At 36.0% G+C, this 26,520-nt stretch carries 25 protein-coding genes and 1 pseudogene; 16 read left to right on the plus strand and 10 right to left on the minus strand.

Features of this window, described 5'->3' with window-relative positions:
- Nucleotides 1–2: 2 nt before the first annotated feature.
- Together ACRRVD_RS03860 and ACRRVD_RS03865 are read right to left on the minus strand one after the other, a co-directional pair.
- The gene (locus ACRRVD_RS03860) at nt 3–971 is read right to left on the minus strand and encodes a CPBP family intramembrane glutamic endopeptidase (RefSeq protein WP_432461808.1); all 969 of its coding nucleotides are present in this window, start codon (nt 969–971) and stop codon (nt 3–5) included.
- A gap of 570 nt (nt 972–1,541) precedes the next feature.
- Entirely contained in the window at nt 1,542–1,934 is a 393-nt protein-coding gene (locus ACRRVD_RS03865; RefSeq protein WP_432461809.1) for a hypothetical protein, read from the minus strand.
- A 361-nt stretch (nt 1,935–2,295) separates the two neighbouring features.
- Here ACRRVD_RS03865 and ACRRVD_RS03870 point away from each other — a divergent pair, with 361 nt between their 5' ends.
- The 13 genes and pseudogenes from ACRRVD_RS03870 to ACRRVD_RS03930 all read left to right on the plus strand — a co-directional run bounded on the left by ACRRVD_RS03870 (nt 2,296) and on the right by ACRRVD_RS03930 (nt 16,119).
- A complete protein-coding gene (locus ACRRVD_RS03870; RefSeq protein ID WP_432461848.1) occupies nt 2,296–2,664 on the plus strand; it encodes a transposase in 369 nt (122 codons plus the stop codon).
- 78 nt (nt 2,665–2,742) lie between these two features.
- Nucleotides 2,743–3,060 (plus strand): DDE-type integrase/transposase/recombinase, encoded by a 318-nt coding sequence (locus ACRRVD_RS03875; RefSeq protein WP_432461849.1) that lies wholly within the window; start codon nt 2,743–2,745, stop codon nt 3,058–3,060.
- Nucleotides 3,042–3,502 (plus strand): annotated as a pseudogene (locus tag ACRRVD_RS03880) (IS6 family transposase); the annotation flags it as partial. The gene ACRRVD_RS03875 and the pseudogene ACRRVD_RS03880, both read left to right, overlap by 19 nt.
- Nucleotides 3,503–3,550: 48 nt before the next feature.
- Complete coding sequence (uvrA, locus tag ACRRVD_RS03885) at nt 3,551–6,400, plus strand: excinuclease ABC subunit UvrA (protein ID WP_432461810.1); 2,850 nt, start codon at nt 3,551–3,553, stop codon at nt 6,398–6,400.
- Nucleotides 6,401–6,669: 269 nt separating this feature from the next.
- Nucleotides 6,670–8,259 carry an AAA family ATPase gene (locus tag ACRRVD_RS03890; protein WP_432461811.1) on the plus strand — a complete coding sequence of 530 codons (1,590 nt, stop codon included), beginning with the start codon at nt 6,670–6,672 and terminating at the stop codon, nt 8,257–8,259.
- A gap of 79 nt (nt 8,260–8,338) precedes the next feature.
- Nucleotides 8,339–8,890 carry a hypothetical protein gene (locus tag ACRRVD_RS03895; protein ID WP_432461812.1) on the plus strand — a complete coding sequence of 184 codons (552 nt, stop codon included), beginning with the start codon at nt 8,339–8,341 and terminating at the stop codon, nt 8,888–8,890.
- Complete coding sequence (locus ACRRVD_RS03900) at nt 8,871–9,635, plus strand: DUF6048 family protein (protein WP_432461813.1); 765 nt, start codon at nt 8,871–8,873, stop codon at nt 9,633–9,635. Before ACRRVD_RS03895 ends, ACRRVD_RS03900 begins: the two co-directional genes overlap by 20 nt.
- Nucleotides 9,636–9,680: 45 nt before the next feature.
- On the plus strand, nt 9,681–10,292 hold the full coding sequence (locus ACRRVD_RS03905) for a signal peptidase II (protein WP_432461814.1): 612 nt from the start codon (nt 9,681–9,683) through the stop codon (nt 10,290–10,292).
- A gap of 11 nt (nt 10,293–10,303) precedes the next feature.
- Nucleotides 10,304–10,888: a lipoprotein signal peptidase gene (locus ACRRVD_RS03910; protein ID WP_432461815.1), complete on the plus strand. Its 585-nt coding sequence runs from the start codon at nt 10,304–10,306 to the stop codon at nt 10,886–10,888.
- Nucleotides 10,889–11,349: 461 nt separating this feature from the next.
- Complete coding sequence (gene rpmH, locus ACRRVD_RS03915; protein WP_034577341.1) at nt 11,350–11,508, plus strand: 50S ribosomal protein L34; 159 nt, start codon at nt 11,350–11,352, stop codon at nt 11,506–11,508.
- Nucleotides 11,509–11,532: 24 nt separating this feature from the next.
- Nucleotides 11,533–11,940: a ribonuclease P protein component gene (locus tag ACRRVD_RS03920; protein WP_432461816.1), complete on the plus strand. Its 408-nt coding sequence runs from the start codon at nt 11,533–11,535 to the stop codon at nt 11,938–11,940.
- 151 nt (nt 11,941–12,091) lie between these two features.
- Complete coding sequence (locus ACRRVD_RS03925; RefSeq protein ID WP_432461817.1) at nt 12,092–15,445, plus strand: HD domain-containing protein; 3,354 nt, start codon at nt 12,092–12,094, stop codon at nt 15,443–15,445.
- Between the two features lie 20 nt (nt 15,446–15,465).
- Complete coding sequence (locus ACRRVD_RS03930) at nt 15,466–16,119, plus strand: IS6 family transposase (RefSeq protein WP_432461818.1); 654 nt, start codon at nt 15,466–15,468, stop codon at nt 16,117–16,119.
- Between the two features lie 94 nt (nt 16,120–16,213).
- Here the strand turns inward: ACRRVD_RS03930 and ACRRVD_RS03935 are convergent, their stop codons facing one another.
- Entirely contained in the window at nt 16,214–17,254 is a 1,041-nt protein-coding gene (locus ACRRVD_RS03935) for an NAD(P)H-dependent glycerol-3-phosphate dehydrogenase (RefSeq protein WP_432461819.1), read from the minus strand.
- Nucleotides 17,229–18,854, minus strand: coding sequence for a 1-acyl-sn-glycerol-3-phosphate acyltransferase (locus ACRRVD_RS03940; protein WP_432461820.1), 1,626 nt, complete (start codon nt 18,852–18,854; stop codon nt 17,229–17,231). The genes ACRRVD_RS03935 and ACRRVD_RS03940 overlap by 26 nt, the downstream gene beginning before the upstream one ends.
- Before the next feature lie 98 nt (nt 18,855–18,952).
- Between ACRRVD_RS03940 and ybeY the strand changes: the two genes are divergently transcribed.
- The 3 genes from ybeY (at nt 18,953) to ACRRVD_RS03955 (ending at nt 20,715) form a co-directional block, all read left to right on the plus strand.
- Complete coding sequence (ybeY, locus tag ACRRVD_RS03945) at nt 18,953–19,411, plus strand: rRNA maturation RNase YbeY (RefSeq protein WP_432461821.1); 459 nt, start codon at nt 18,953–18,955, stop codon at nt 19,409–19,411.
- A 362-nt stretch (nt 19,412–19,773) separates the two neighbouring features.
- On the plus strand, nt 19,774–20,109 hold the full coding sequence (locus ACRRVD_RS03950; RefSeq protein ID WP_432461822.1) for a hypothetical protein: 336 nt from the start codon (nt 19,774–19,776) through the stop codon (nt 20,107–20,109).
- Nucleotides 20,110–20,346: 237 nt separating this feature from the next.
- Nucleotides 20,347–20,715, plus strand: coding sequence for a hypothetical protein (locus ACRRVD_RS03955; RefSeq protein ID WP_432461823.1), 369 nt, complete (start codon nt 20,347–20,349; stop codon nt 20,713–20,715).
- Nucleotides 20,716–20,806: 91 nt separating this feature from the next.
- Here the strand turns inward: ACRRVD_RS03955 and ACRRVD_RS03960 are convergent, their stop codons facing one another.
- The 6 genes from ACRRVD_RS03960 to ACRRVD_RS03985 all read right to left on the minus strand — a co-directional run bounded on the left by ACRRVD_RS03960 (nt 20,807) and on the right by ACRRVD_RS03985 (nt 26,304).
- Nucleotides 20,807–21,526, minus strand: a complete 720-nt coding sequence (locus tag ACRRVD_RS03960; RefSeq protein ID WP_432461824.1) for a polyprenol monophosphomannose synthase — start codon at nt 21,524–21,526, stop codon at nt 20,807–20,809.
- A complete protein-coding gene (gene uvrC / locus ACRRVD_RS03965) occupies nt 21,527–23,344 on the minus strand; it encodes an excinuclease ABC subunit UvrC (RefSeq protein WP_432461825.1) in 1,818 nt (605 codons plus the stop codon).
- Nucleotides 23,345–23,366: 22 nt separating this feature from the next.
- A complete protein-coding gene (rbfA, locus tag ACRRVD_RS03970) occupies nt 23,367–23,729 on the minus strand; it encodes a 30S ribosome-binding factor RbfA (RefSeq protein ID WP_432461826.1) in 363 nt (120 codons plus the stop codon).
- Entirely contained in the window at nt 23,710–24,486 is a 777-nt protein-coding gene (gene tpiA / locus ACRRVD_RS03975) for a triose-phosphate isomerase (protein ID WP_432461827.1), read from the minus strand. The genes rbfA and tpiA overlap by 20 nt, the downstream gene beginning before the upstream one ends.
- Nucleotides 24,487–24,496: 10 nt before the next feature.
- Complete coding sequence (locus ACRRVD_RS03980) at nt 24,497–25,477, minus strand: pyruvate dehydrogenase complex E1 component subunit beta (RefSeq protein ID WP_432461828.1); 981 nt, start codon at nt 25,475–25,477, stop codon at nt 24,497–24,499.
- 89 nt (nt 25,478–25,566) lie between these two features.
- Entirely contained in the window at nt 25,567–26,304 is a 738-nt protein-coding gene (locus ACRRVD_RS03985; protein WP_490036323.1) for a diadenylate cyclase, read from the minus strand.
- Between the last annotated feature and the right edge of the window lie 216 nt (nt 26,305–26,520).

Genomic DNA, 26,520 nt, shown 5'->3' on the forward strand with positions numbered 1-26,520 from the left:
ACTTATTCGAAGTTTATGCGACAGAATCCTTTCAGGTTGTACAACAGAATGTATATTAAGCACATACACGAGAGAATGCATACAACGGACTGTAGTAAAGTGAATTCATTGTATAACCTGGCAATTTTTTGATATAGGTAAATAATATTAGAATAATGCATTGTATGAAATATGGTATTGTATAAAAAATGCACCCACATTACTACAAACATATTATTATTCGTGATGTAGTAGATATAACCAAAAAACATTCCAGCAAATAAAAAAGGTATGACCTGATTTATATTCAAGTGATATGCAGTAAACAGTATGGATGTAATAATAATAGATAATAGCTGATTTTTAGTATACCTAAAGAAAATATATTGAAAAATTCCTCTGAATATCAACTCTTCAAAAATAGCAACACGTAATGAATGTACGATTATACCGTTCCATAAAAAATGAGAAAAACTACTATAGGAGCTATCTAGTATCTCTGCTGATAAAAAACCTAATTTTAATAATCTTGATTTCATTGCATATTCTGATATAAAGTTGAAATGCTTATATAAACAATTAATATCAAGTCTATTCCAGACAACCAACATATGTAATATGAATAGTACAATAGTAATTAATGTGCTGGTAAACAGTATACGTATAGAAAATTTACAATTATTGATAATAACACTTCCTAATGGTTTAAGAACATACTTTAAGTATACAATAGGTATTGCTAAACTCCATGTACTTACATTAATATTCGGAATCGCATATATCAACTGTTCACTTAACTTTAGTTGCTCATTTAAACTATATATCAGCCTTTTGAGTATAGCATTTGTGTAAAAATTTAAATAATTAAATATAAACCATATACACAGAAGCATAGCAATATCCCAAATCAAGTCAATAAATGGAGTTTTTTTTGCAAATTTGAACCTGTAAACTATTCTGTGTAAGTGCCATTTTTTAGGAGAATCTTCCATAAAATTCTATAGCGAATCGATTCATAGCTGCTCTCGAATCATGTAAAGCCATAGTCTACTTTTGTGATGACTTCTGTATCGCTAAATACAGGGGGCTCCTTGGATATAGGAAATTATTGTACGCTAATCATTTTTTTGTTTCTTGTAATGTGTGATTCGTAGAGCTTGTTACACTAAACATGTAGGAATAAGTATCGACTTATAGTGAGTTAAACGATTTGAATTATTCAATTCAATGTTTGAAAATTTTTATAATTTTAACAATCATATGTATTTCTACATCCTGTTCTGTGCTGGTTGCCTTGTATTGAGAACTCATCTTGATTGACATCTGCATTTATGGATAACTTAATCAAGTTATCCATAAATGCAGATCACAACTATTAAATTTCAAGATTTTATGTTAAAAATTAAACAACTCACAAATAGAAAGTTGTTAGATTTAAACTTAATCGGAAAACAGAGGTGTAACAAGCTCTACGAATCACACAAATAAGCATTTACGCAATTTTATTTACAAACTTTCAAAATTTATGTAGACAACACATACTTACTGTACATACGAATCCTCTATAGAACATTACAACCAGTTAGATCTCCTTCCCTGCTTACAACATCACCAGTAGAATAAGCTTCCAGCATTGCCCTAGCCCTTTTCTCATTCTTGATTTTTTCCTCCATTTCTCTTTCCCTTTCTCTTAGAACCGATTCTGGAGGCGCAGTACTTATATATTCCTTACGGTAACAACTTGTTTGATTCCCACTACCATTAGATGCACTTTTACCTTCTGTAATTCGCTTCATATGGTCTAAATTGGACGCTATCATTTGATTTTGTATTTCTGTTCTTTCTTCATATTCTTTTTTCATCTTGTTATAATCATTATCATTCATATTCCTATGAATGGATTTACATGAACTTAGCAGCAACAATACGCCTGTTAACCTTTTTAACTTAATCATACTATTTTTAGTTTAAAACTTAGATACAAAATCACATAAAAAATACTTATGGAATCAAAATTATAACATATTTATGTAAATAAAGCAAATTTTTAGGAAAAAAATAGAAAAAATATTTACTTAGTCGTCTTTGAAGTATTATATAATTAATTGTTAATCAATGTAAAAAATATTAAAAAATCAGAGGCCTTTGCTGTAGATAGGTATTGTAATTTTTGTTAAGTTTATAGTGGACCGAAAAAACTGGACAGAAAATTAGATACTTTGTTTCGTATTGTATTAGTTTTATTGTTTCACAAACGAGTTTATGAAATGGGAAGAAAAAAGGTTAGAAAGTTTATTTCAGTAGAGAAGACTAAAAATAGTATTAGACTTATTAAAAGAAGAATTTACGTTAGTAGAGTTATCGTCTAAGTATGGAGTAACTAGTAAAACCCTTCAAAATTGGAAACATCAGTTTATGGAGAATGCCTCTTTGGCCTTTGATCCATCCAAAGTTGTTAGTGCATACAAAGATGAAATAGCTCATCTAAAGGATGAAAATGATTCCTTAGCCAAAACATTAGGTAAAACTACAGTTGAACGGGACTGGGCAGTGGGAAAGCTAAAGAGCTTGGACTTATTAAGTAAAAAAGGTCTTGTAGAATCCAAGCTTGCTCATTTACCTAAGGCAAGACAATGTAAATTATTATCGATTAATCGTTCTTTTTATATTATAAATCTACTATAGAAAGATAGTTTTAATAAGGATCTTATCAATAAAATAGCTGATATTTATAGCCATCATCCAGAATACGGATACCGTTATATATATAACCAGTTATTAGAAGATGGTTTGTCTATAGGTAAAAACCAGGTACTAGATTATATGCGTAGAATGGGCTTATGTGCTGTTTATCCGCGTAAAAAAGTTTGTACTTCTTTTAAGTCTTCTAAAGATAAAGCACATGGTTATTTACTAGGTAAGTATTGGTTTTCCTCTGGTCAGACCAGGCGTCTTTATGTACCTAAATCAAATCAGGTTTGGAGCGGGGATATAACTTATATTAAAACTAACAATGGATTTATCTATTTTGCAGCTATAATAGACTGGCATAGTAAGGCTATATGGATGAAACTTACGTAAAACTAAATGGTAAGTGGATTTATTTATATAGAGCAGTAGATCGTTAGGAGATACAGTTGATTTTTTTCTAAGTGCACGTAGAGACAAGTCTGCAGCTCTTTCTTTTTTTCGTAAGGCTATCAAAGATAATAACACTCCATCCAAAGTGGTAGTTGACAAAAGCGGTAGTAATAAAGCTGCACTTGATGTGTTAAATACAGAACTAGATCAAGATCAGAAGATTCAAATATTTCAAAACAAATACTTAAATAATAGAGTTGAACAAGATCATAGATTCATTAAAAAACGGATCAAACCCATGCTAGGGTTTAAAAGTTTCCATGCTGCTGCAATTACTATAAAAGGGATAGAAAATATTAGAATCATTCAAAAAGGACAATTAATCGGAGCTAAAAGACAAACATCTACTTTTGATAACTTTGCTAAACTTATGGCCGCATAATATCCAAATTTCAAGACAAGGGAGAAAACTATACAAAATTAAATACAGATGCGACAGAACCCCCCAAAGGCCCATCACGCCACGCAACCGCGTTATGGTTTTGATTATATAGAAGTGCTAGGTGCAAGGACCCACAATTTAAAAAATATTGACGTTACTTTTCCACGCAATCAATTGGTGATCATTACAGGTGTAAGTGGTAGTGGAAAATCTTCTTTGGCTTTTGATACCATTAATGCAGAAGGTCAGAGACGATATAGGGAAAGTTTTAGTGCCTATGCACGCGGTTTTTTAGGTAGCTTAACCAGGCCGGAAGTAGATAAAATAAATGGACTCAGTCCAGTTATTGCCATTGAACAGAAAACAACCCATTGGAATGCCCGCTCTACAGTAGGAACTACTACGGAAATTTATGACTTTATTCGTTTGCTTTTTGCACGTGTAGCCGATGCCTATGCCCATACGACAGGTAATAAAATGGTCACCCAAGACGAGGAGCAAATCGTTGCCCATTTATTGCGCACTTTTTCTGGGAAAAGGGTTACCTTAATGGCTCCTATCGTTAAAGGAAGAAAAGGCCATCATGCAACACTTTTAAAACGTTTTATTAATCTGGGATTCAATAAAATTAGGGTTAATGGTGTAATCGTTGAGTTGACGGATCGTCTACAATTGGCCCGACATAAAAAACATGATATTGCTTTGATTATAGATCATATGTGCATAGATGTAAAAGTATTGGATCGCATCAACAATGGATTAAAATTGGCCCTCCAACATGGCAAAGGGACATTATTAGTGGTAGATAGTACGCAAAAGGATTATTACTTTTCTACCTACTTAGTAGATGAAGAGACAGGACTTGCCTATGGTCCACCAGAACCTAGTCTTTTTTCTTTTAATACACCCTATGGGGCATGTCTTACTTGCGATGGATTGGGTGAAACTACCCAAATAGATATAGATAGGCTTATTCCAGATAAAAGCTTAAGCATTCAAAATGGCGCCATTCTACCTTTAGGTTCTTATAAAACCTCACTTTTATTTAAAAAAATAGCTGCTTTACTAAAGTTTTTTCAATGTCAAATAACCGATCCGGTTGAAGTACTTCCTACAGCTGTATTAAATTTGTTGTTATTTGGCAACGTTACAAAATATCGTTCTGCGGTGGTTGCAAATTGCGTAGAACCTTTTGAAGGCATCATCACTGCACTCATCAAGAAACAAGAACGAGAAACGGCTACAGGGCATAGTAGTCCAAAAGAAGAATTGATCTATACCGTTATATGCCCAGATTGCAAAGGAACTAGATTAAACCCAACCGCTCGGTCTTTTAAAATTCAAGATAAAAGTATTGCTGATTTGGTTTCCATGGATCTAGATACACTCAAAAAATGGTTTTCCACCTTATCTACTGCATTGACCCACAAACAGCAAATCATTGCCAATGAAATTATAAAAGAAGTTACCAAACGGTTGCAGTTTTTAATAGATGTGGGGGTACATTATTTACATCTTAATAGAAGTTTAAGTACCTTATCAGGAGGAGAAGCACAACGGATTAGGCTGGCTACTCAAATAGGTACCCAACTATTAGGGGTGCTTTATATCCTTGATGAACCAAGTATTGGCCTACATCAACGGGACAATGGGCAGCTTATTCATGCTTTAAAAAGGCTTAGGGATATAGGGAATACCATATTGGTAGTAGAGCATGATAAGGACATCATGTTGGCAGCAGATTATCTGATTGAAATAGGCCCCCTCGCAGGCATTTGTGGAGGCGAAGTAGTAGCAGCAGGTCCCTTAGTGTCGTTCCTAGCACAGCCTAGCGCTACAGCCGAATTTTTAACCAACAAAAAACGTTTTCTCTTTTCATCCGATCGCAAACAAGGTAATGGTAAAACCTTAACCATTACAGGATGCAGTGGGAATAATTTAAAAAATGTAACCTTAACCATTCCATTGGGTTTAATGATTTGTATAACAGGGGTATCAGGAAGTGGAAAGTCTTCGTTGATTCGCAAAACCCTTTTGCCTATTCTTAAAAAACAGCTTTACAATAGTCAGGTTATACCATTACCGTATATAGAAGCGACTGGATTGGTCTACATTAATAAAGTGATAGAGGTCAATCAGTCACCTATAGGTAGAACCCCCCGTTCTAATCCTAGTACCTATACTGGTATGTTTGTAGATATACGCAACTTTTTTGCAATTCTCCCAGAAGCTAAAATAAGAGGTTATAAGCCAAGTAGATTTTCTTTTAATCTAAAAGAAGGACGCTGCAGCACTTGTGAAGGCGCTGGTATTCAGCGTATAGAAATGGGCTTTCTTCCAGAGGTATACGTAACCTGTGACAGCTGTAAAGGCAAGCGATACAATCGTGAAACATTAGAAATACAATATAAAAGCAAATCTATTGCCGATGTTTTGGATATGACGGTATCAAATGCCATTCCTTTTTTTGAAAGCCATCCCTCTATAGTGGTTAAGCTGCGCACCCTAGAAGCAGTAGGGCTGGGCTACATTACCTTGGGGCAACATGCTACTACGTTATCAGGAGGAGAAGCGCAACGGGTGAAATTGGCCACCGAATTAGCCAAAAAAAGCACAGGAGATACCCTATATATTTTAGATGAACCCAGTACCGGGTTGCACTTTCAAGATATTTTAGCGCTATTGTCTGTATTAAAAAAACTAGTAGACCAAGGGAATACAGTACTAATTATAGAACATAATATCGATATCATAAAGGTAGCAGATTATGTAATTGATATTGGACCCGATGGTGGACGAGATGGAGGATATCTAGTGGTAGAAGGTACCCCAGAAACAGTTGCTAGGGTACCCGAGAGTCATACCGGTTATTTTTTAAAAAAAGAGTTGGGACTGTAAAGTCCTACGCCCAATGGTTGGGAAGGCTTGGTTGCTGCATCACCTAAGTTCGAAATTACAACTAGACTATAGGCACTATTATATTTATTCTTTTATAGAAAATTATTTAGATTCATAGATTATAGAACAGGGGAAAATGCATTTGTATATACAAAATTTGAATAAAGACTCCTTATTTGAATAAAGACTCCTTTTTTCAAGGAAATTTTGGCTGTCTGAACCGGTTTACTTAACTTGTAGTTCTTTTTGCATATACACGTATCATTTGTATGATCAATTATTTATTCCAATCTGCTCCTTTTTATGCCACTCTATTGTTCAGGCGAAGCTGTTTATACCTTATGGTTGCTATATTGGGCGGTTTGCATATAATCCCCATCCATGCAAAATCAAAGAGTAAAGTTAGTATAGATCATAACCAAGAAACTATTGCACGCAACACTTCTGCAAAGCGGAAGTCAAAAGCAATCTTACCCACCTATAAAAAGAAAAAATCTAAAAAAGATTCTTTTGTAAAGGAGCAAATAAGTGAATTATTTCGATCTAGTACCCAGTTATGCTTGTCAGCTGGTTTAATCTTTGGTCTACATCAATTCACCAACAAGCCTTTCGAATTATCTACTTTAGTTGCGCCACTTATTAGTAACCTGGCTACTGATCCATTGAAAGCTATAGGGCGTTCTTGCGCTATGTTGTTTTGTCCTGCTTTGTCCCAGCCTAGATTAAATGAAGCTATAAACTTTAAAAAGCAGTATGAAGTGAGAAAACAGACCTTTTCACCAAGTATGCAAAGTTTTATAGAACAAATATTAAGCGAACATATATGGGCTATACAACGATGGGACTATTATGATCATAAAAGAGTAGGTCTTATTAAAGAGGTATTGCAATTTCCTATAGGGCCTAAGCAGGTTGTGCCTGATATAGCGCTCCTCAACCAATTTATGCGTAACTATCCAGACGAGGTTCGTTTGGCTATTGGTGAATGGGTTGCCACTATAATAGAGGATGCTAAAAGCAGTCAATTGACTAAAAAATCAACACCTGTCATCTTTGTAGGGCCGCCTGGAACTGGGAAAACCTATTTGGCTAAGCAGTTGGCCGCTTTGTTGCAGCTCCCACTCCAATCTATTGACATCTCTAAATATAAAAATATATATGGAAATAGATATTATTCTTCTGATCCTGAAAAAGGAATCATAGCAGAGGCATTGATAAAGTCGCCTAGTCAGGGGCAAAATTGGTCTAATAAAATATTTGTACTAGATGAAATTGATAAGGCCCTAGCCATAGATAAAGATGGCAGATTTCTATCCAACAATGGATCAGAAGTATATAGTTTGTTGCATACCCTTTTAGAAACACAAGAGGTAGCCATACCTTTGTCTCGTTATGACAATGCATGTCCTGATATCTCTCAGTTAAAGATTATTTTGATTGCCAATAAAACTTTTACAGAAACCTTGACCCCAGATAGGGCAGCAGCCTTAGAAAGTCGTGTAAAAATCATCCGCTTTGATGAAGGGTTTACCTTTGAAAAGAAACAAGCCATTGCAACGGCTTATGTGGATCAGCTGCTTATAAAAAAAGAGATAGATCGAACGATGCTAGATCAAAAGATAATAGATGCCATTATAGCAGAAGATGGCCGTATAGGTTTGAAAGGGGTACGTATTTTGCTTAGCGTGATCGATCGATACATAGATACCTTAAAGTCTCAAAAGTTGATCCATGAAATTTCAGGTATACAAATCCCTACTTTTGATGTAAAGAAAGCCTATGCGCCTTATCACCCTACAACAGAACCATTAGTTACATTAAGTGACAAAAAGCTGCCTAATAGGGCCACGCCACAATAGGGGTTCACTAAGCTAAAGCGCCATTTCTAATGCCCTTTTACAACCCCTTTCAACTAACGATTTCTAACCATTTTTGTACATGTCTGCTTCTTTTTCGCTTTCTTCTGTTTGGCTCAAATATTTTCGAAAGGGCTTTATGCACTTGTCGCTATTGGGCCTATGGGGCTGTAAAGACTTTAAAAGTTGGGAAAGTAAATATAGCGATGTACTAAACATTAAATTTGAAAAAAAAATGGATGAATGGGCACCGGACATACCAGAAGACTTGGGTAGTGAAAAACTTTCGGAACTGAAGTTTCACACAGAGCCAACTTTTTCAAAATATTTTAAAAAATTAGCTAATAATCTAAAAATACCCCTCGATCTAAATACCAATCAAATCAGCTTTGAGCTTATAGAGGTTACAGATAGGCAAAACCCGTATCATCAAAAAGTTACTATTTACTATGAAACCACTGTTTCGATGATTTCTCCTCAAGCAGGCGGGCTGCAAATAGCATACCGTATTAAAGATATACAGTTTGATAAAAATACTAAAAAGCCTGTTTTTAAGCATTACACAATCGAACATCCAGTACTCCTACACTCAAAAGACGAAGCATCGGAAACGCATGTTACGCTATATTATTAAGCCATTTCTGGCTCTGTTTTTGTTGGCTGCGGTCCCTGGGTATATAGTGGCCAAGGATCAGTTGCCCCCCCATAGAATTTGGCCCACTACCTGCTACCTTGGCATAGATCTAGCAAAAACTTGTGTGGGTTGGTACGAAAAGACAGGTTCTGCCTGTGAAATCAATGGGTCTATTGATTTTAGCCGCATTCTATTGGATCTAGACTATGGCTTTGGGACCATACAGCGTGACCATAGGAAAGATAAAGGCTCCCTTACATTTTCTAGGGGGAACTATTTTAGAATAGGCTTAGGGTATAATTTTCTAGCTCCTACCATGGACCACAATCAATTTTTTATAGGCTTTCGCTATGCTAGAAGTTTCTTTTATTTTCAATTAGAAAGTAATAAATTGCAGTGCAAACATCCGTCAGATAAGCCGTGTATTGAAAAATGTACCCCACCTAATCGCTTATCCGCTTCCTTAAAGAAACGCCAAGCTGCCCAAGTAGCCCACTGGTGGGAATGGGTAGTAGGCGGGAAGGTATATTTAATGCCAATGCTATCGATTGGTTGTACGGCTCGTTACAAATTCAGTAAAAAACTAGAAAAGCCTCTAGCTACTTTGCCATTTGATATTCCAGGGTTTGGATTAGCAGAATCTGACGATGCTTTTGGTTATAGTTTGTATCTTTTAATACGTATTCCACTACAGAAATCAAAAAAAATATGTCATCAAAACTTTCCGAAGAAAAGTACAACTTAAGCAAATGATGGTTCGCTATATAGCATAATTAGACCCTATTGTATCATGAAAAAATATCTAAAATACTTTTTAGTATGGTTGCTGATTATTCTTGTTGATCAAGGATCCAAGCTTTGGGTATATAGCCATATGTCATTGGGGTTAGACCACCATATTAAAATCTTTGGAGACCTATTTAAGTTTACCTATGTATTAAACTATGGTATGGCTTTTGGATGGCAGTTTAGTTTTAAATATGGAAAATTACTGATTACTTTCATCCGTCTTTTTGCCTCTTTTTACATAGCCATCCATATTCTTCGGTTATTGGCACACGCTGCCCCGCCTATTTGGATTTGGGGATGGATATTGCTTTTAGCAGGAGCAATCGGCAATTGCATTGATAGTGTTTTTTATGGTATTTATTTAAACAATGCACCTGATATAGCCCCAATGAAGTGGTTCCATGGTCAAGTAATTGATATGCTCCATATCGATTTTTGGTCTGGTATCCTTCCTGATTGGATACCTATTTGGGGCGGGCAAGAGGTTTGTGTGTTGCCTATTTTCAATATAGCAGATATAGCTATTTTTTTTGGATTGGGGCTTCTATTCTATGCTTTTAGACGATTGCTTAAATCTCAAAAAAAAGAGCAAACAACCAATTTTATCTTATAAAATATTTTATCATGAAACAGTTTGTGAAGTACTTTTTTGTAATATCCTTGATTGTGCTTGTAGACCAAGCCTCTAAACTTTGGGTATATACCCATATGGAAATGGGGACAGACGGACAAATAAATCTTTTGGGAAATTTCTTAAAACTTACCTATACTTTGAATCCAGGCATGGCTTTTAGCATGCATCTTGGTTTCAAGTATGAAAAAGTATTACTTACAACCTTCCGTGTTTTTGCTTCTGTATATATTTTTTGGTATATCATTCAATCCATAAGAAGAAAGGCAGCTGTGCCTTGGATCTTAGGATGGAGTTTGATTTTAGGGGGGGCTATTGGCAATAGTATAGATAGCGTTTTTTATGGTGTTTATTTGAATAACGCCCCTACGGATGCCCCTATGAAGTGGTTATATGGTCAGGTCATTGATATGCTGCATATTGACCTTTGGTCTGGTCTTATGCCTAGTTGGCTACCTATTTGGGGTGGATATTATGTATATTGCCTCCCTATTTTTAACATAGCAGATGTAGCGGTATCCGCTGGATTAGTAGTTGTTTTGTATGCCCTTCATCTAAAAGATGACACAAATTCTTAATGTTGGTTTTGTTGCATTTGTTTTAAAGAAAGCATTAAACAGGTCTTTCCATTTAATACTTATTAAAAACGTTTTCTATTACTCCAAGATTATTACCTTATTTTAAAGGATAATAAATCAAAAAAACAAGCAATAAAAACTCATTGAAAATGATTTTATTTCTAAAAAAGATGGATACAATCATTTGGATTCCATCAGAGATTTACCTACCTTTCCAGGGGAAAATCACTGGCTATTGTAGGCGGGGCACTTTTAAATGGCTGCACAGCCATTTAAAAGTGGTTGTATGCATGCCATAAAACAAATGGATTAAATTTGCTGATTTCTATCTAAGATAAAACTTAATCTATACATAATGTATATTGATTGATTGATTGATTGATAAAAGAGCATATAAAGTAACCATATAAAAAGTAAAAGTTTTATTTATTCTAAAGCTATATTTAAGATTTTAACCAGCTATGAAAAGAACATTTCAACCATCACTTAGAAAACGAAGCAATAAACATGGTTTTAGAGAGCGAATGTCCACAGCCAATGGTCGCGCTGTATTGGCCAGAAGGCGTGCCAAAGGACGATCCAAGTTAACGGTTTCTGATGAGCTCAGGCACAAGCGTTAATATATCCCGCTTCTCCTATTGGCCATGGGAAAAAACAAATTCCCCAAGTACAATAGATTAGTCAGCCGAAGCTATATACGTATGCTTTTTCAGGAGGGTAGCATTCTTAAGCTACATTCCTGTAGTGTGTTTTACCTACAAAAAAAGAAAGAGCTGTTTTTATATAATAAAGTTCTATTTGCGGTCCCTAAACGAAAAATCCGTTCTGCGGTGCAACGTAATAATGTAAAACGGTTGCTTCGGGAAGCTTATCGGATGAATAAATCCATATTAGATGATGTTTTAGACACTACTGGTTCTAAGTTTGTCTTTTTAATAGGATATGTGTATACTGGAAAAGAGGAAAAGATCCACTATCCTATTTTAAATAGGGAAGTTATTAAATCGTTGGAATATTTTAGATTTTTGCTAAATAGAGAGTTACCTGAATAATGTCCGATAGTGGCTGTTAACGGCTTAGTATAACTTTAATAATCAGTTTACGAGTCTCCTATTATTTGTTATCTAAAAATTTTATAGACGGTTGTGGCGTTAAATCCTTATAAAAGCATATTTTTTCAGCAAAACAACAAGAGGCCTCTATATGCATTTCAACAGTTTTATTTTTCTTCTTTTTCTATTGGTTAATTTATTTGTTGGGATCCGGTCAATTAGACGTCCCCGTAGCCAACATACCCAATCTACTACAGCCAATATTATTGGGGCCATCTTGGCCATAACTTATGGGGGAGAAGTGCTCTGTAATTCGCTTAATATAGATGACTTATTACGGTTGGCAGGTAATACCATTAGCTATTTTATAATAGGGAATTTGCTCGCAAATCGTTTATATCTTTTTTTAAGCAATGGTTCATTAGCAGAAACAATGGGTAAGCTCTATGGCGATCTTATTCGAAAAATTGTAGCCATATGTGGTATATTACATAGCGCAAGCGTAGCGGCCATACAATTCAAACTACTCTCGATTGCTATATGCTGGTTTTTTTCTATTCAAGCAAATTATAGTTTGATTATAGCTGCTCTCTTCATAACGTTTAGTGTTGGGTCCAATAACATACAATCCCTAACGTTGGTACGTGTAGTACGTTGTACTACCTTTGGTATATTATTACCCATGATGGCTTGGACGGTATGGAAACATATGGTAAGTCAGCATCATGCCAATCAAATGCATCTTGCTTTAGCCATTAAACGCTCCTGGAATAGCTTAATTGGCGTTCATACTAATCCACTAGACTATATTTCTTATTTTACTGTTTTTGCTATACCCGCTTTCTATCCTGCTCAGGTAGAGCGTATTGTACTTTCTAAAAATGCCACCCAAATCAAACATTCCTTTAATGGAGCTGGTTTTTTTTCCTTAAGCATAAACTTACTTTTACTATGGGTTGCATTATTGGTACAGAAAGACACTTGTAACTTGATGCTATCAACTGTTTCTTGCGGTACCTTTGCTACGTATATGGAATTAAAACCCCTATTTATGCTAGGGGTTGCAGCTTTAACGATCTCTACAGCAAGTGCAAACTTACATGCAGCTACTGGTTTAATGGCTAATGATTTACCCAATTTATTTAAATGGGTCAAACAACCAGTCCTGTATCAGGCTATAATAGGGGTAATGGCTACACTGCTTTCACTATACACTAAGGATCAAGTAATATGGATGTCTATTATGCTGTTTAAAACGGTTATAAGTGTACCATTACTGCTCTCTTTAATTGGAATTTTCTTTCATCCAGATGCAGTCTTAATCGGTATGTTAACAGGTGGTTTGACGACTATAGCATGGTACTGTTTTGAATCTAATCTAGGTATGCATGGTGTACTCTCAGCCATTGGTATGAATCTACTGAGCAGTATTGCTATTCAAATGGTAAAACGCAAACAGCTGTCCAAGTCATATCACAATATATTGGCTCAAACAATAGTATCCAACATACCACCATTATGGAAGCAATTGTGTAAATATGTTTTGAAAAATATTAAGCAATTTAACCTTTGGGACTATCTTCAAAAACAATTGCCAAGAGATCCTTTGTCTTATATACTTTTTAGTTTTTATATTTTGTTGACAGGTTATGGCTCTTTTTATACTTTTTCCAGTAATCCCGAATGGTACACTACATTAGAATCCTTTGTTCTTATACCAAGCCTCTTTGTGGTTACATTTTTCTTAGTCTATCTGTCGATTACTCCTCAATCATATATCCATAAAATTGCATCAGTAGTATGGCCATTGAGTCATATTTATTTTTTTTTCTTAGTAGGAACTGGTATGGCTATACTTAGTAAATTCGCACATATACATAATATCATTTTTATGATTAATCTAGCCTTAGCTATGTTTATAACCCCATCGGTTGTGGTATGGTTTGGATATATGATAAGTGCGATGATGGCCTGGATCATGTTCCACTATATGAGTAGTATTACATTTATAACTTGCTTCTTAGACCTGAATATAAACATTGCATATGGGATATTTATGCTCTTTCTTTTAATTGGTGGCTTGCTCTACCATAATAAAGGCGTAGAGAAACTTTTATCCATCATACGAGCATTAACTCGTGAAAAAGAGGAACAAAATGCAAAACAATTGTTTAATAAACAACAAGTAGAAGCACTTGCTTATGAAAGTAATTGTATTATATCGCAATTGAATAATAAACTCACTCGATTGGAAAAACCGGAAGAGCGCTTTCTTGCTTATTCAGAACAAGCTATTATGTTAAAAAAGTATCGCAACCGTATTTTTAACCACCTGAAACATAATCTCTATTTAACTACCAATTGGATTAGCATTGACCAATTATTGGCCGAATGTTTCGATGCCATAAAAATGAACAATATATATAATGTGCCATATGTAATTATAGATACCAAACATCTCTATATACAATGTGTTATAGAAAGTATAAGAAACTTGATTATCAATAGTTTATACTCTTGTAGTGCATATAATACCCTACATAACGACCAAAAAAAGGATATATATATCTATATAGATGATACAAAATTAGGTTATCGGTTAACACTTTTAGAGGGTAAGTTACAAAAAATAAGTGCGATTAGCTTGATCATCACAACTGATACACGCTTGCCTGCCATACGCCCTTTATACAAAGTAACAGAAATGGCAGATATTCAAATATTAGATGGAAATGAAGAGAAAACTAATTCAGAAAATCAACATATTGTCCATGCACATTATGGTTACTATGAACGCTTCAATTCTGAATCAGCTATTACCCATTTATATGTAATACCTGTAAACGTAAAGGAAATTACTAATGCATTTGCTACGCTTTCACCTGTGGTCCATACAAAAAGAATGGTCTTAGATCCAATAAGCATCCAAGAAGAAGCAGATTTTTTAGAAAAAGTTAAGCAGAAAAAAGAACTGGACATTGATACCGTTGTAGATGCGCTGCAATTGATTAAAGTTTATTATACAATCCAAAGAAGAAAAACAGGTGAGTTATCTTATTTACATCCTATGGCAGTGGCTTCCATCTTACTGAATATAACAGATGATGCCCATGTTATTATTGCTGGCTTAGTCCATGATGTAGTACAAAATACGCCCCTTACAGAAGCAGGCTTAACCACACTATTTGGCCATTCTATTACACAGATTGTACGGGTTGCAGCTCATTTAGAAAAGGAGCTACCAAGCGAAAAAGATAATTATGCTACCTATATTGAAGCTATAATACGTAATAAAAATCATGATGCTATACTGGTCAGGCTAGCAGATGTGTTGCATAACGCAAGAACAATTTCTGGCCATACGGTTGAAAAACAGATAGAAAAGGCAAGGTTAATCCAAAAATTTTACCTGCCATTGGCCATACAAATGCAGCTAGTGCATATAAGTCACGAATTGGAGCTACATATTCAAAATATATTAAATATAGCCATGGTAAAACACTAATAACAGGATTACCTCGGCTGATGAACAAAATCCTTCTATTTGTGTATATGAAATGTCGTTTTTCTTTAAGCTATAGAGACTTGGAAGAGATGATGCATATGAGAGGCGCAAATATTGATCATTCTACTTTACAAAGGTGGGTCATTAAGTTCATTCCCCTCATAGATCAAGAAGTAAGAAAAAGAAAACGTCCAGTTGGTAGTAGCTGGAGAATGGATGAAACTTACGTCAAACTAAATGGTAAGTGGATTTATTTATATAGAGCAGTAGATCGTTATGGAGATACAGTTGATTTTTTTCTAAGTGCACGTAGAGACAAGTCTGCAGCTCTTTCTTTTTTTCGTAAGGCTATCAAAGATAATAACACTCCATCCAAAGTAGTAGTTGACAAAAGCGGTAGTAATAAGGCTGCTCTTGATACGTTAAATACAGAACTAGATCAAGATCACAAGATTCAAATATTTCAAAACAAATACTTAAATAATAGAGTCGAACAAGATCATAGATTTATTAAAAAACGGATAAAACCTATGTTAGGATTTAAGAGTTTCCATTCGGCTAACATTACCATTACAGGGATAGAAAATATTAGAATCATTCAAAAAGGACAATTAATCGGAGGTAAAAAACAGGTATCTACTTTTGAGAACTTTGCTAAACTTATGGCCGGATAATATCCAAATTTCAATACAAGGGATAGAACTATACAAAATTAAATACAGATGCGACAGAACCATTTTTTCTACATTTTTCAGTTCAGTATTGCGCTCACATTAATGGATAGGTAGTGTTTTCTGACGCACGCATTAGATAGGAAACCCCTTCCTTCAATGGAAGTTCCTCAAAAAGGATGCGATAGATCAGTGCCGTAATAGGCGCTTCCACTTTGTAAAACTGCATAAGTTGGTGGATGACTTTAACCGTTTGGACCCCCTCGGAGACCTCTTTTGCGCCATACAAAATGGCGTTTAGCTTTTCACCTTTTGCCAGACGATAGCCAAGCATATAATTTCTACTAGCTGTACTGCCACAAGTAGCCACAAGATCCCCTAGACCAGCTGGTCCGAACAAAGCAGTTGTGCCGATGCCCATAGTGGTCATAATATAATGCATTTCTGAAATGGACATGGTAAGAAAAAAGGCATATGTATTACATTGGTACCCCATGCCTTGTAGTATACCCGCACCAATAGCAAAAATATTTTTAAGCACACTACACATTTCTACACTAAGGAGATCATGGCTTGTATAGACATGAAACCAATTTTGGCTTAAAAGCTGCTTTCCTATAAATAAGACCTTTTTAGCACCACTGGCAACGACGGTAACGGCTGGATCTTTTTTAACTAAATATCCAGACAAATTGGGACCAGCTAAACAACCAACTTGTCGAACTTTTGTTTCTTGCATGATGACTTCACTCATAGTAGCCAGATGGTTTCTGGTCAATACGCCATCATATCGGACCAAATCTAACCCTTTGGTGCCATGTATGCATATGTGTTCTGGTCTAAGATGTACAGCAATTTCTTGGATTAATCCACGAAATTTAACCGCAGGAACTATTGGAAAAATAACGGAACAAGAACGCAAAACCGTTATCAAATCATCTGTGACCACAATATTAGCTGCCAATGGTTGCGCTGCCATGGTGCGACTTATTTGTCCAGCAGCAGCATGCGCTGCTTTATGCGTATAAAGCAATACTTGGTCTACATTAGCAGCGATTAAGTTTGCAACAGCCGTACCAAATTTCCCGGCCCCTAAAACGGCTACTGGATTACTAAGAGAAAACTGCTTGGAGCCCATAACCAGTAAGTCTATTGTGATAATAAAATAATGTTAAAAGATCTTCAATAAGTAGATTCCCTTCTTTTGTTGCCACTAAAGGTCGTTGGCCATGATAGATCCCCAATTTAGCCAATCCATCTTCGACAATAGCATCCAATGAAGCATTCTTTACAATAGGGGTAAAATCTATTTTTTTTTCTCTATAAAGCCGTTCTAACGCTTGATAGGTATGGCCAAATGCTACCATAAAATCGGTATACTGGATTACAATACGGGGCAGATCCATGGCAAAATTTTGGCTTTTTTGCGCCAGTTCATAGGCTACAAAGGCTACTAGATGACTACTTAGGACGGTATTCATAGCGTAGTACGTTGCTACGATTTTATCGCTCACCAATTTAACATAGCCATCTGACCGCTTTCTAGCAGCCGTTTTGATGGGAAGAGCTAGAAACTGTTGATATAAATCTATTGCTTGACCTTGATGGTCGTAACTATGTCCCTCTATATCTACCCTATTCCCCATTACATCTAATGGTGCGCCTATATTAACGAATATTTCTGACCCTTTAAATAATATATTTTTACTGAACAACAGATTCGTACAACAATCATCTTGTGGACGCATAGAAGGCTCCCCCTCTTTAATTTGGACAGATTCACCTATCAATTGGCAGGCTTCTAAGACACAGTGGTAATTAAGTACTATAGGAAAAATAAAAACTTTCTTCGCACTTGCTCCTTTATTTTGGAAGTTACGTTCCTGCGCCTCAAAAGGGGTACCTAATAACCCTAATTTTAAATCGGATTCTATTGCACCTAAGCGACTACGGGTTCCACCCGGATAAAATAAGGTATGACAGCCCCATTCCAGTATGAGTGAGGCATAATCTTTCTGTACTTGTAAGTAGGGTATGGTCTTTTTACGCCGATCTACCTTATAGGTACCTAGTTTATTAAAAATATAACGAAACCCTTTATGATTAAACAAATTCAACCCTGCTCCCCAGGTTAAAGGAGGTAGTCCCAATTGTTGCATAGCCAACCCTATCACCACAGAATCCCAATTGCTGACATGGGTAGGTACTAAAACAATAGTCCCTATTTGAGCCAACGCCCGAATGGTATCCGTTTGCCCCATCAAATGAAATTTCTCTTGGAACCTTTTGTGTGGAAAGGTGCAACGATCTGCCCCAAAGCGAAAACAATGCGGCTTAAGCAAATAAACAAAGGTATGATGCACACCTTTGGCTATACACTGATAATGGCGGACACTAAAATAACTACAAATTTCCTTTACATAACGTTCTATAACACTTTTTAAAAGCTTCATTGCTTCCATTTTGTTTGCAATGGCAGCTTCCATTCCTTCCCAAAAAGAGCGATCATCTTTAGGATCACAATGCCATGGATCTGAAGCGATTCTGGCTAACTCTCTAGAGGTTGTTTGCGTCAATATCCGGTAAACTACTGTGTCCATTGGATAACGTGCAGACAAAGAGGTAAGACTTTTATCCACTACTTCCCTTAAAAAGTTTTTTTGGTTTTTATGGAGCATGGTAATGGGCCAACGATTGGATTTAGGCTCAACAGCCACAAACTGATCTTGTGTAGACATCCTATATCTTTTTAAGAGAATAAGTCGTAATTTACTGCCCAACCGGCTGGACTAAAAGTTTACTTGATCGTTCCGCATGGTAAGATAATAAGATCAAAATGAATATTTATTATTTTTCAGAAGAAATTAGTTTTAGATTACGACAGAAAAAAAAAATTTCTGCTTGGCTCCAAATGGTTATCCAACAAGAAGGCTACACCCTAATCCAGCTGAACTTTATTTTTTGTCCGGATGGCTATTTACATGCTAAAAATATCAGCTATCTGGGGCATGATACTTTAACAGATGTGATCACATTCAACTATGCCACCGATACAAAAACCATTTTGGGAGATGTGTACATAAGTATTGAACGGGTCAGGGAAAATGCGAAGGCCTATAAACGCCAAATGGCAGCCGAGCTTTATATGGTAATGGTACATGGTCTATTACATTTATTGTCTTATAATGATCAAAAACCAGACGAACAATTGATTATAAGGGAAAAAGAAATTTTTTACCTTATGCAACTATGTCCGAATTTGGCCTTACCACTCTCCATACAGACTACTGTGTAAAGATAGAATCTAGCGCAAAATCTAGTAATCTGATTTTTATCCTAGTATTTAAAAGTTTTAGGGAACAACTTTCTTATTTTTCGTTCTATTTTTTTAGTCCAGGATAAAGGCATATTTTTTTAATTTTTATTAAAATTTAAAAATAGCACTTAAAAAAACAAAAAATAACTTGTAGATTTAAGTGTTAGATAAAAAAGAATCTATACAGACGGAAAATATTACAAATCCGATACCTATAACATAAGGCTTAGTAATCTTTTTGCCTTAAAATAGGCAAAAAACCTATAATCTAGTACCTTTAAGTTTATTTTAAAGAGAATATTTGCTTAATATATTTTTATAAAATATTTCAATCTATATATATGATCGACTATATAAATAACCCTAAAGCAGGTTTTTTATTTTTTATAAATCAGGTTGTCCTACTATTTAGTATTCTATTTTTTGGTAGTAGTTGTTTTGAAGGTATTATTAAAGATAAAGGCAAAAAACCCTATGAATACAACAAAGCAATAGTTTTCGAGAGTTTAAAAAGCAACAATAATCATTTCATCGATCATCTGGATGAAGCAAGAGCCAAACTAGAAGCGAATCGTTTTCAAAAACATGTTGAAAATCAAAAAGAAAATATAAAAAAAAGAAGCAGAAAAGTGTATAACAACAGTATTCCAAGAGGAGGCCATAAGAGAAGGAATTGATCTGCTTTCTTTAAGTGAAGAAGAAGATCTACAAAAAGCGATAGAAGAATCTATAACAACAGTATTCCAAGAGGCCATAAGACAGCAATCTTTCATGATAAAACCCCTTAACATGCCACTTGAATCGTACGGATTCGAGTACTACGACTACCTATCAGGATTAGCAGAAGAAATGGAAGGATCAGGCAACCCTACTAAAATTGAACAGGCAAAAAAATTAGAGTACGGTTAGCACAAATGGATGGCCAACTGCTAGACCAGCATGAAGCAATGGAAAGGTCTGGACGCCCATCGCCCATTTCCAAAGATGAAGCTGTAAATAAGCTAAAAAAAATGGTAAGGCCGGTTAAATCTGACGAGTTAGAGGAATGGAAAAAAGATTGCCGAGATAAGCAATGTGCAATGTGCAAGGAGGAATGTATAGTATGCAGATCTGAATTTAATGAAGATGATTGCTATGCACTAACTACCGGTTGTGAGTGTAAGCAAACAGCATTTCATATAGATTGTATGGCAAATGCTCTCGTTTCTTCATACGATAACATGGCAGGAAAATGCAAAAATCCTGAATACAAATGCCCTTTTTGTAAAAAATGCTTATTCTAAAGAATAAAAAATGCTTATTCTAAAGAATTTACATAACCTGAATTCAGGTTATGATACTTAAAGTAGAGATCGGACCTAAATAGATACTTGCTCACCTCCAACTCTTCCATTTCATTTGTATCAAACGAAAAAAACTTTCTCCTGCCATGATTAAACCCATTTTAGACTTTCCTCGTACTCTATTGATAAAGGTGATAGGCAACTCTACCATATTGGCCCCATATTGATAAGCTAGAAATTTTATTTCTACTTGAAAACTATATCCTACAGAAGCTATGTTTAAAATCTGTTTGAGTAGGGTCTGCCGATAACAGATAAATCCAGCAGTCGTATCTTTAACAGGTATGCCTGTAATAGACCGAGCGAACCAGTTGGCCATGTAGGACGATACCCTTCTCATCACTGGCCAATTGACCACATGCCCACCTGTAATGTACCGCGAGCCAATCACCATATCAATGGTAGGATCGGAGCACATGGTTAAAAGTCGAGGCAAATCAGTAGGTGCATGGGAAAAGTCCGCATCCATGCTGCAAATATAGTCATAAGGATAAGCCAGTGCCCAAGCAAATCCGGCCAAATAGGCACGGCCTAACCCCTCTTTTTTAGATCGATTTAAAAGATGTAATGCATGCGGGTAATGGGATTGTAGTCCTATGACAGCTTCAGCTGTACCATCAGGAGAGTGGTCATCTACAACTAGGACATGTAACCCTATGTTTAATCCAAAAATAGCTCCCAATAACTGTTCAATATTTTCTTGTTCATTGTAAGTGGGTATAACTACTACCGCACGAAGTAAGGCTGCCATTTATAAAATATTTGAACTATCTTTAGCTAGATTAGATTGGTCTAAAAAATAGTCATGCAATCGTTTCGCTTTTGATGCCCCAATTATGCCAGCTAAGGTCGATAAAGAACTAGATTCAACCGTTTTGGGACTACCCAATTTTTCTAATAGTGCAGCTAATGTTTGGGGACCAATACCGGGAATAGCCTTCCATGTAGACTGGAATGTGCTTTTGCTACGTTGTTTTCTATGAAAGGTAATGGCAAAACGATGGGCTTCATTTCTAAGCTGTTGGAGCAGTTTCAGTGCAGGAGACTGTTTGTTCAAATATAAGGGAAAGGGATCATTGGGAAAGTAGAGTTCTTCCAATCGTTTGGCAATGCTGATAATGGCTACTTTGCCATATATACCTAATTCCTGTAGCGCCAGAATAGCAGCATTAAGCTGCCCTTTTCCACCATCTATTACAATAAGATTGGGCAATACCGATGGCTCTTTTGGTTGATAACGGCGCTTGACGATTTCATACATAGAGGCAAAATCGTTGGGCCCTACTACTGTTTTGATATGATAATGCCGATAGTCTTTTTTAGAAGGTTTCCCATCCTTAAAGCAAACCATAGCCGCTACTGGATGGGCGCCTTGAATATTGGAATTGTCAAAACATTCTATCCAATAAGGTAGCTCTTTTAACTTTAAATCATCTTGTAATTTTACAAGTGTTAGATTGGGTTTTTCTTGAAAATTAGATTTTTTATATAAAAAGTCTTTTTTGCATAACAATGCATTTTGAAGTGCCAAATCTACCAGTTTGCGCTTGTCACCCATTTTGGGCATGCTGATGGCAAAGGGGGCTAGGGTTAGGTTCAGGGGCAAATTTACTAAAACTTCTGGGGCATTACTATGGCTGTAAGAACGGAGTGTACAGATCACCAAAGGCAATAGCTCTTCCATTTTTTCTTCCAATTTTTTGGTCAGCACACGATGTTGGGTAAAAGAAATGGCGCCTTGCTTAATATGCAAGTAACCTACAAAAGCATGGGTATCATCTGAAAGAATAGCCACTACATCTAAGTCGCCCACTAGTGGATTGATCACTAAAGACTTTGCTTGGTATTGATCCAATACCATTAATTTTTCCTTAAACTGTTGGGCTTGTTTATAATCAAGTAGGTCTGCAGCTGCGCGCATTTGTTCTTTAAATGCCTTCTTCACAGAAGCAAAATTTTTTTTAAGTAACGCCTCTATTTGCGCTATTTCTTTTTGATAATCGGATTCATCTTGATAATTCTCGCAAGGCCCTTTGCAGTGGCCCAAATGGTAATCCAAACAAACTTTAAACTTATTTTTGGTTATATTTGCAAGGTTATAGTTGCAGGTACGAAAGGTAAATAATTTTTTAATGACCTCTAAGGTTTGTTTAATGCTGTAGGCGCTGGTAAAGGGGCCGTAGTATTTTCCCAAAGGAGGGACTGTTTTACGGGTGATCATCAGTTTAGGAAAGCGATCGTTTGTAATACATAAGTAAGGATACGTTTTTCCATCCTTTAGCAAAATATTATACCGTGGTTGTAGCGCTTTGATAAGGTTATTTTCTAAAAGTAGCGCTTCATACTCGGAATTTAAAGCCGTATAGGCAATAGAGGCGATATGGCCAACCATCCGCTCTGTTTTTAAGTTATGTACCTTGCTAGCCGCAAAATAATCACCCACCCTTTTTTTTATATTCTTTGCTTTACCTACATAGATAACCTCTTCTTTTTGGTTATAGAATAGATAAATACCCGGCAAGCTGGGTAAATGTTGTATATCATTTGGGGTATAGCGTGGCGTTTCCATACTCTAAAACTACAAAATCCTTTTATTGCGCTACAAGATTTAATTGGTCTATTAGAGCAGTCACACGTGCACCTTGCCCAACTGAATGATCGAGTATAAACTTTAAATGCGGTATTTTATATATTTTACCAGCCATTCTTTTTCCCAATAATCTTTTAATGGTATGCTTATGGTCATTTATCTTTTTTAACAACCTTTCCTGATCCGCATTAAGGGAAAAGCTTAGGTAAACCTTTGCCAGACTTAAATCGCCGCTTACGTTGACCGTTGTAACCGATATAAACACATCGCCCAACCACCTCCTAACTTCTGTTAAAAAGAGCATACCTAGCTCTTTGTGTACCATTTTAGCGATTTGCTGTACTCTAATTACAGTTTGTACCATCTTTTTGTTCAAGTAATGCAGTAACGATTTTTATAAAATCATCTACCCGCAAAGAAGCACCCCCGATAAGGCCACCCGCTACATTGGGACAGTTAAATATTGCTTTGGCGTTTTGTGGATTACAACTGCCACCATATAGAATCGGGAGATTTCTACTCCCATATTGCTGCCATAAGATTTCTTTTATAAAGCTGTGCATTGCTTCAATCATTTCTAAAGAGGCTACTTCTCCTGTACCAATGGCCCAAACAGGTTCGTATGCAATAGCTACTTTTTCTATTTCTGTAATGCCATCTAAACTTTCCTGTATCTGTTGTTGCACCACTGCTTTATGTCTGCCATTTTTACGGTCCTCCAAACTTTCCCCACAGCAAATAAATGGTTGCATACCCCTTTCCAACACCCTTTTAACTTTTTTAGCCAAAAGTAGAGGATCTTCTTTTTGGTACATTCTTCGTTCACTATGGCCAATCAGTACGCCACCTACCCCTATATCCGCCAGCATGGCCGCAGATACTTCTCCAGTAAAAGCACCTTCTGGTTTGTGGTGACAATTTTGGGCGGCCAATTGAATAAAGGTTGAACCATTTAGCAAGCCCCCTATAGCCGGTAAGTGCACAAAAGCAGGCGCAATAAATAATGCCAATGAACCGCTATCTATGGCCTCTAATTGAGGCAACAAATGTTGCATAAAAGAAGTAGCTTCTTGTATGGTTTTGTACATTTTCCAATTGCCTATAAGATATTTTTTGTCCATTTTTTATCCATTAGGTTAAATATAAAACTTGCTTTAGTGCCGCCACTGTTTTGGCTACATTGGGTAAAATTGCCTCTATTAATGTAGGCGCATAGGGCAACGGTACATCCAGACTATTTACTTTTTGAATAGGTGCATCTAGATAGTCAAAAGCATGTTTTTGTACCTGGTAAGCTATTTCAGAGGAAATAGAGGCCAGTGGCCAGGCTTCTTCTAAAACTACCAAGCGGTTGGTTTTTTTTACGGATTGAATAATAGTAGATAAGTCCAATGGGCGGACGGTACGTAAATCAATTAATTCTACCGATATACCTTGCCTTTTCATCACAGCTGTCGCTTCATGGGCTACTTTTATCATTTTACCAAAAGAGACCAAAGTTACGTCATTTCCTATTTCTATTAGATGGGCTTTACCGATTGGTAGCAAATAGGTTTCTGTAGGCAACGCTCCTAAGTCACCATACATTAACTCTGATTCCATGAATATAACTGGATCATCATCTCTAATGGCACTTTTAAGCAACCCTTTTGCATCATAAGGATTAGACGGCACTATTACTTTTAGTCCTGGACAGTTTGCATACCAATTTTCAAAATTTTGAGAATGTTGGACACTTAACATCCCAGCATTACCGGTTGGTCCTCTGAATACAATGGGTACATGGTATTGACCACCAGACATCGCATACATCTTAGCAGCTCCGTTTACAATTTGATCTATGGCTACTAACGAAAAATTAAAAGTCATAAATTCTATAATGGGACGCAAGCCATTCATAGCCGCACCAATACCTAGTCCTGTAAAACCTAATTCGCTAATAGGGGTATCTACAACCCTTGTGGGGCCAAAATGTTCCAACATACCTTGGCTGACTTTATAGGCTCCATTATAGGAGGCTACTTCTTCACCCATTAAAAAGATCATTTCATCTCTTTCCATTTCTTCTATCATTGCTTCTCGCAATGCTTCTCTAAATTGTATGCTCCGCATCTGCTGGTATTTTATAAATCAAATCATTTTTATCAAAGATAGGGCGCGTCTAGTAAAAAACAGTACATCTTTCATCTGTGTCAAGGATTTCAATCTTTACTGATATAATCCTTTAGCGTACTTCTAATTTCTTGGGCAGATAGGTTGTTTTCCATTGTCCCCTTTCTAGCTATGGATATTTGACCCGATTCTTCTGAAACAATTAAAACCAAGGCGTCTGTGATTTCACTAAGCCCAACGGCTGCTTTATGGCGCAATCCAAAACAAGCAGCGATATTTCCATTTTCAGTCACGGGTAAAATGCATCTTGCTGCTACAATCTTATTGCTATGAATAATAACCGCGCCATCATGCAATGGACTATCTTTGTTAAAGATCGCAATCAATAATCGAGCAGAAACTACAGCGTTAATCAAATCTCCAGACTCTTCATAGTATCTAAGATCTCCATCTTTTGTAAAAACGATTAGCGCACCTGTGTTGCTTCCACCTAATGTTTGAACCGCTTTTACCACTGGTGTTACATCTACTTCTGTCTTTTTATTCGTCCACCACGGAATCATTTGTATGATAATGGCTTTGCTACCCAAAAGACTTTTTCCCATACTAAATAAAAAATGGCGAATCTCTCTTTGAAATAAAATAATCGGAACAATTGGGCTTGTAAATATGCTTAAAATAGATGCCAACAGTTTAATATGTAGTGTTTGAGCCAAACGACAAAAGAGATGTACCATACATAACCCTAACATACTCTTTTCCGCTACACTACCCTTAAAAAATGTATATACCCAATAGATGAAACAACCCACTAGTACCATATCCATCAGAAAGGTAAAACGGATGTCCCTGATTTCAAAATATAATGGGTTAAATAGCATGCGTTAAATATTTTTTAAATTTAAAGTTAAAATAATTTACATAGATATAGAATGAGGTATAAAAATATACAAGCCAGTATGATTCGTAAGTTTTTTTTAACTAACTTTATACTAAAAAGATAGGTTTTTTACTTTAAACGGAATCTTAAAATAAACTAAAAA

This window comes from Candidatus Cardinium hertigii, assembly GCF_050864915.1.
GTDB lineage: Bacteria > Bacteroidota > Bacteroidia > Cytophagales > Amoebophilaceae > Cardinium > Cardinium hertigii_D.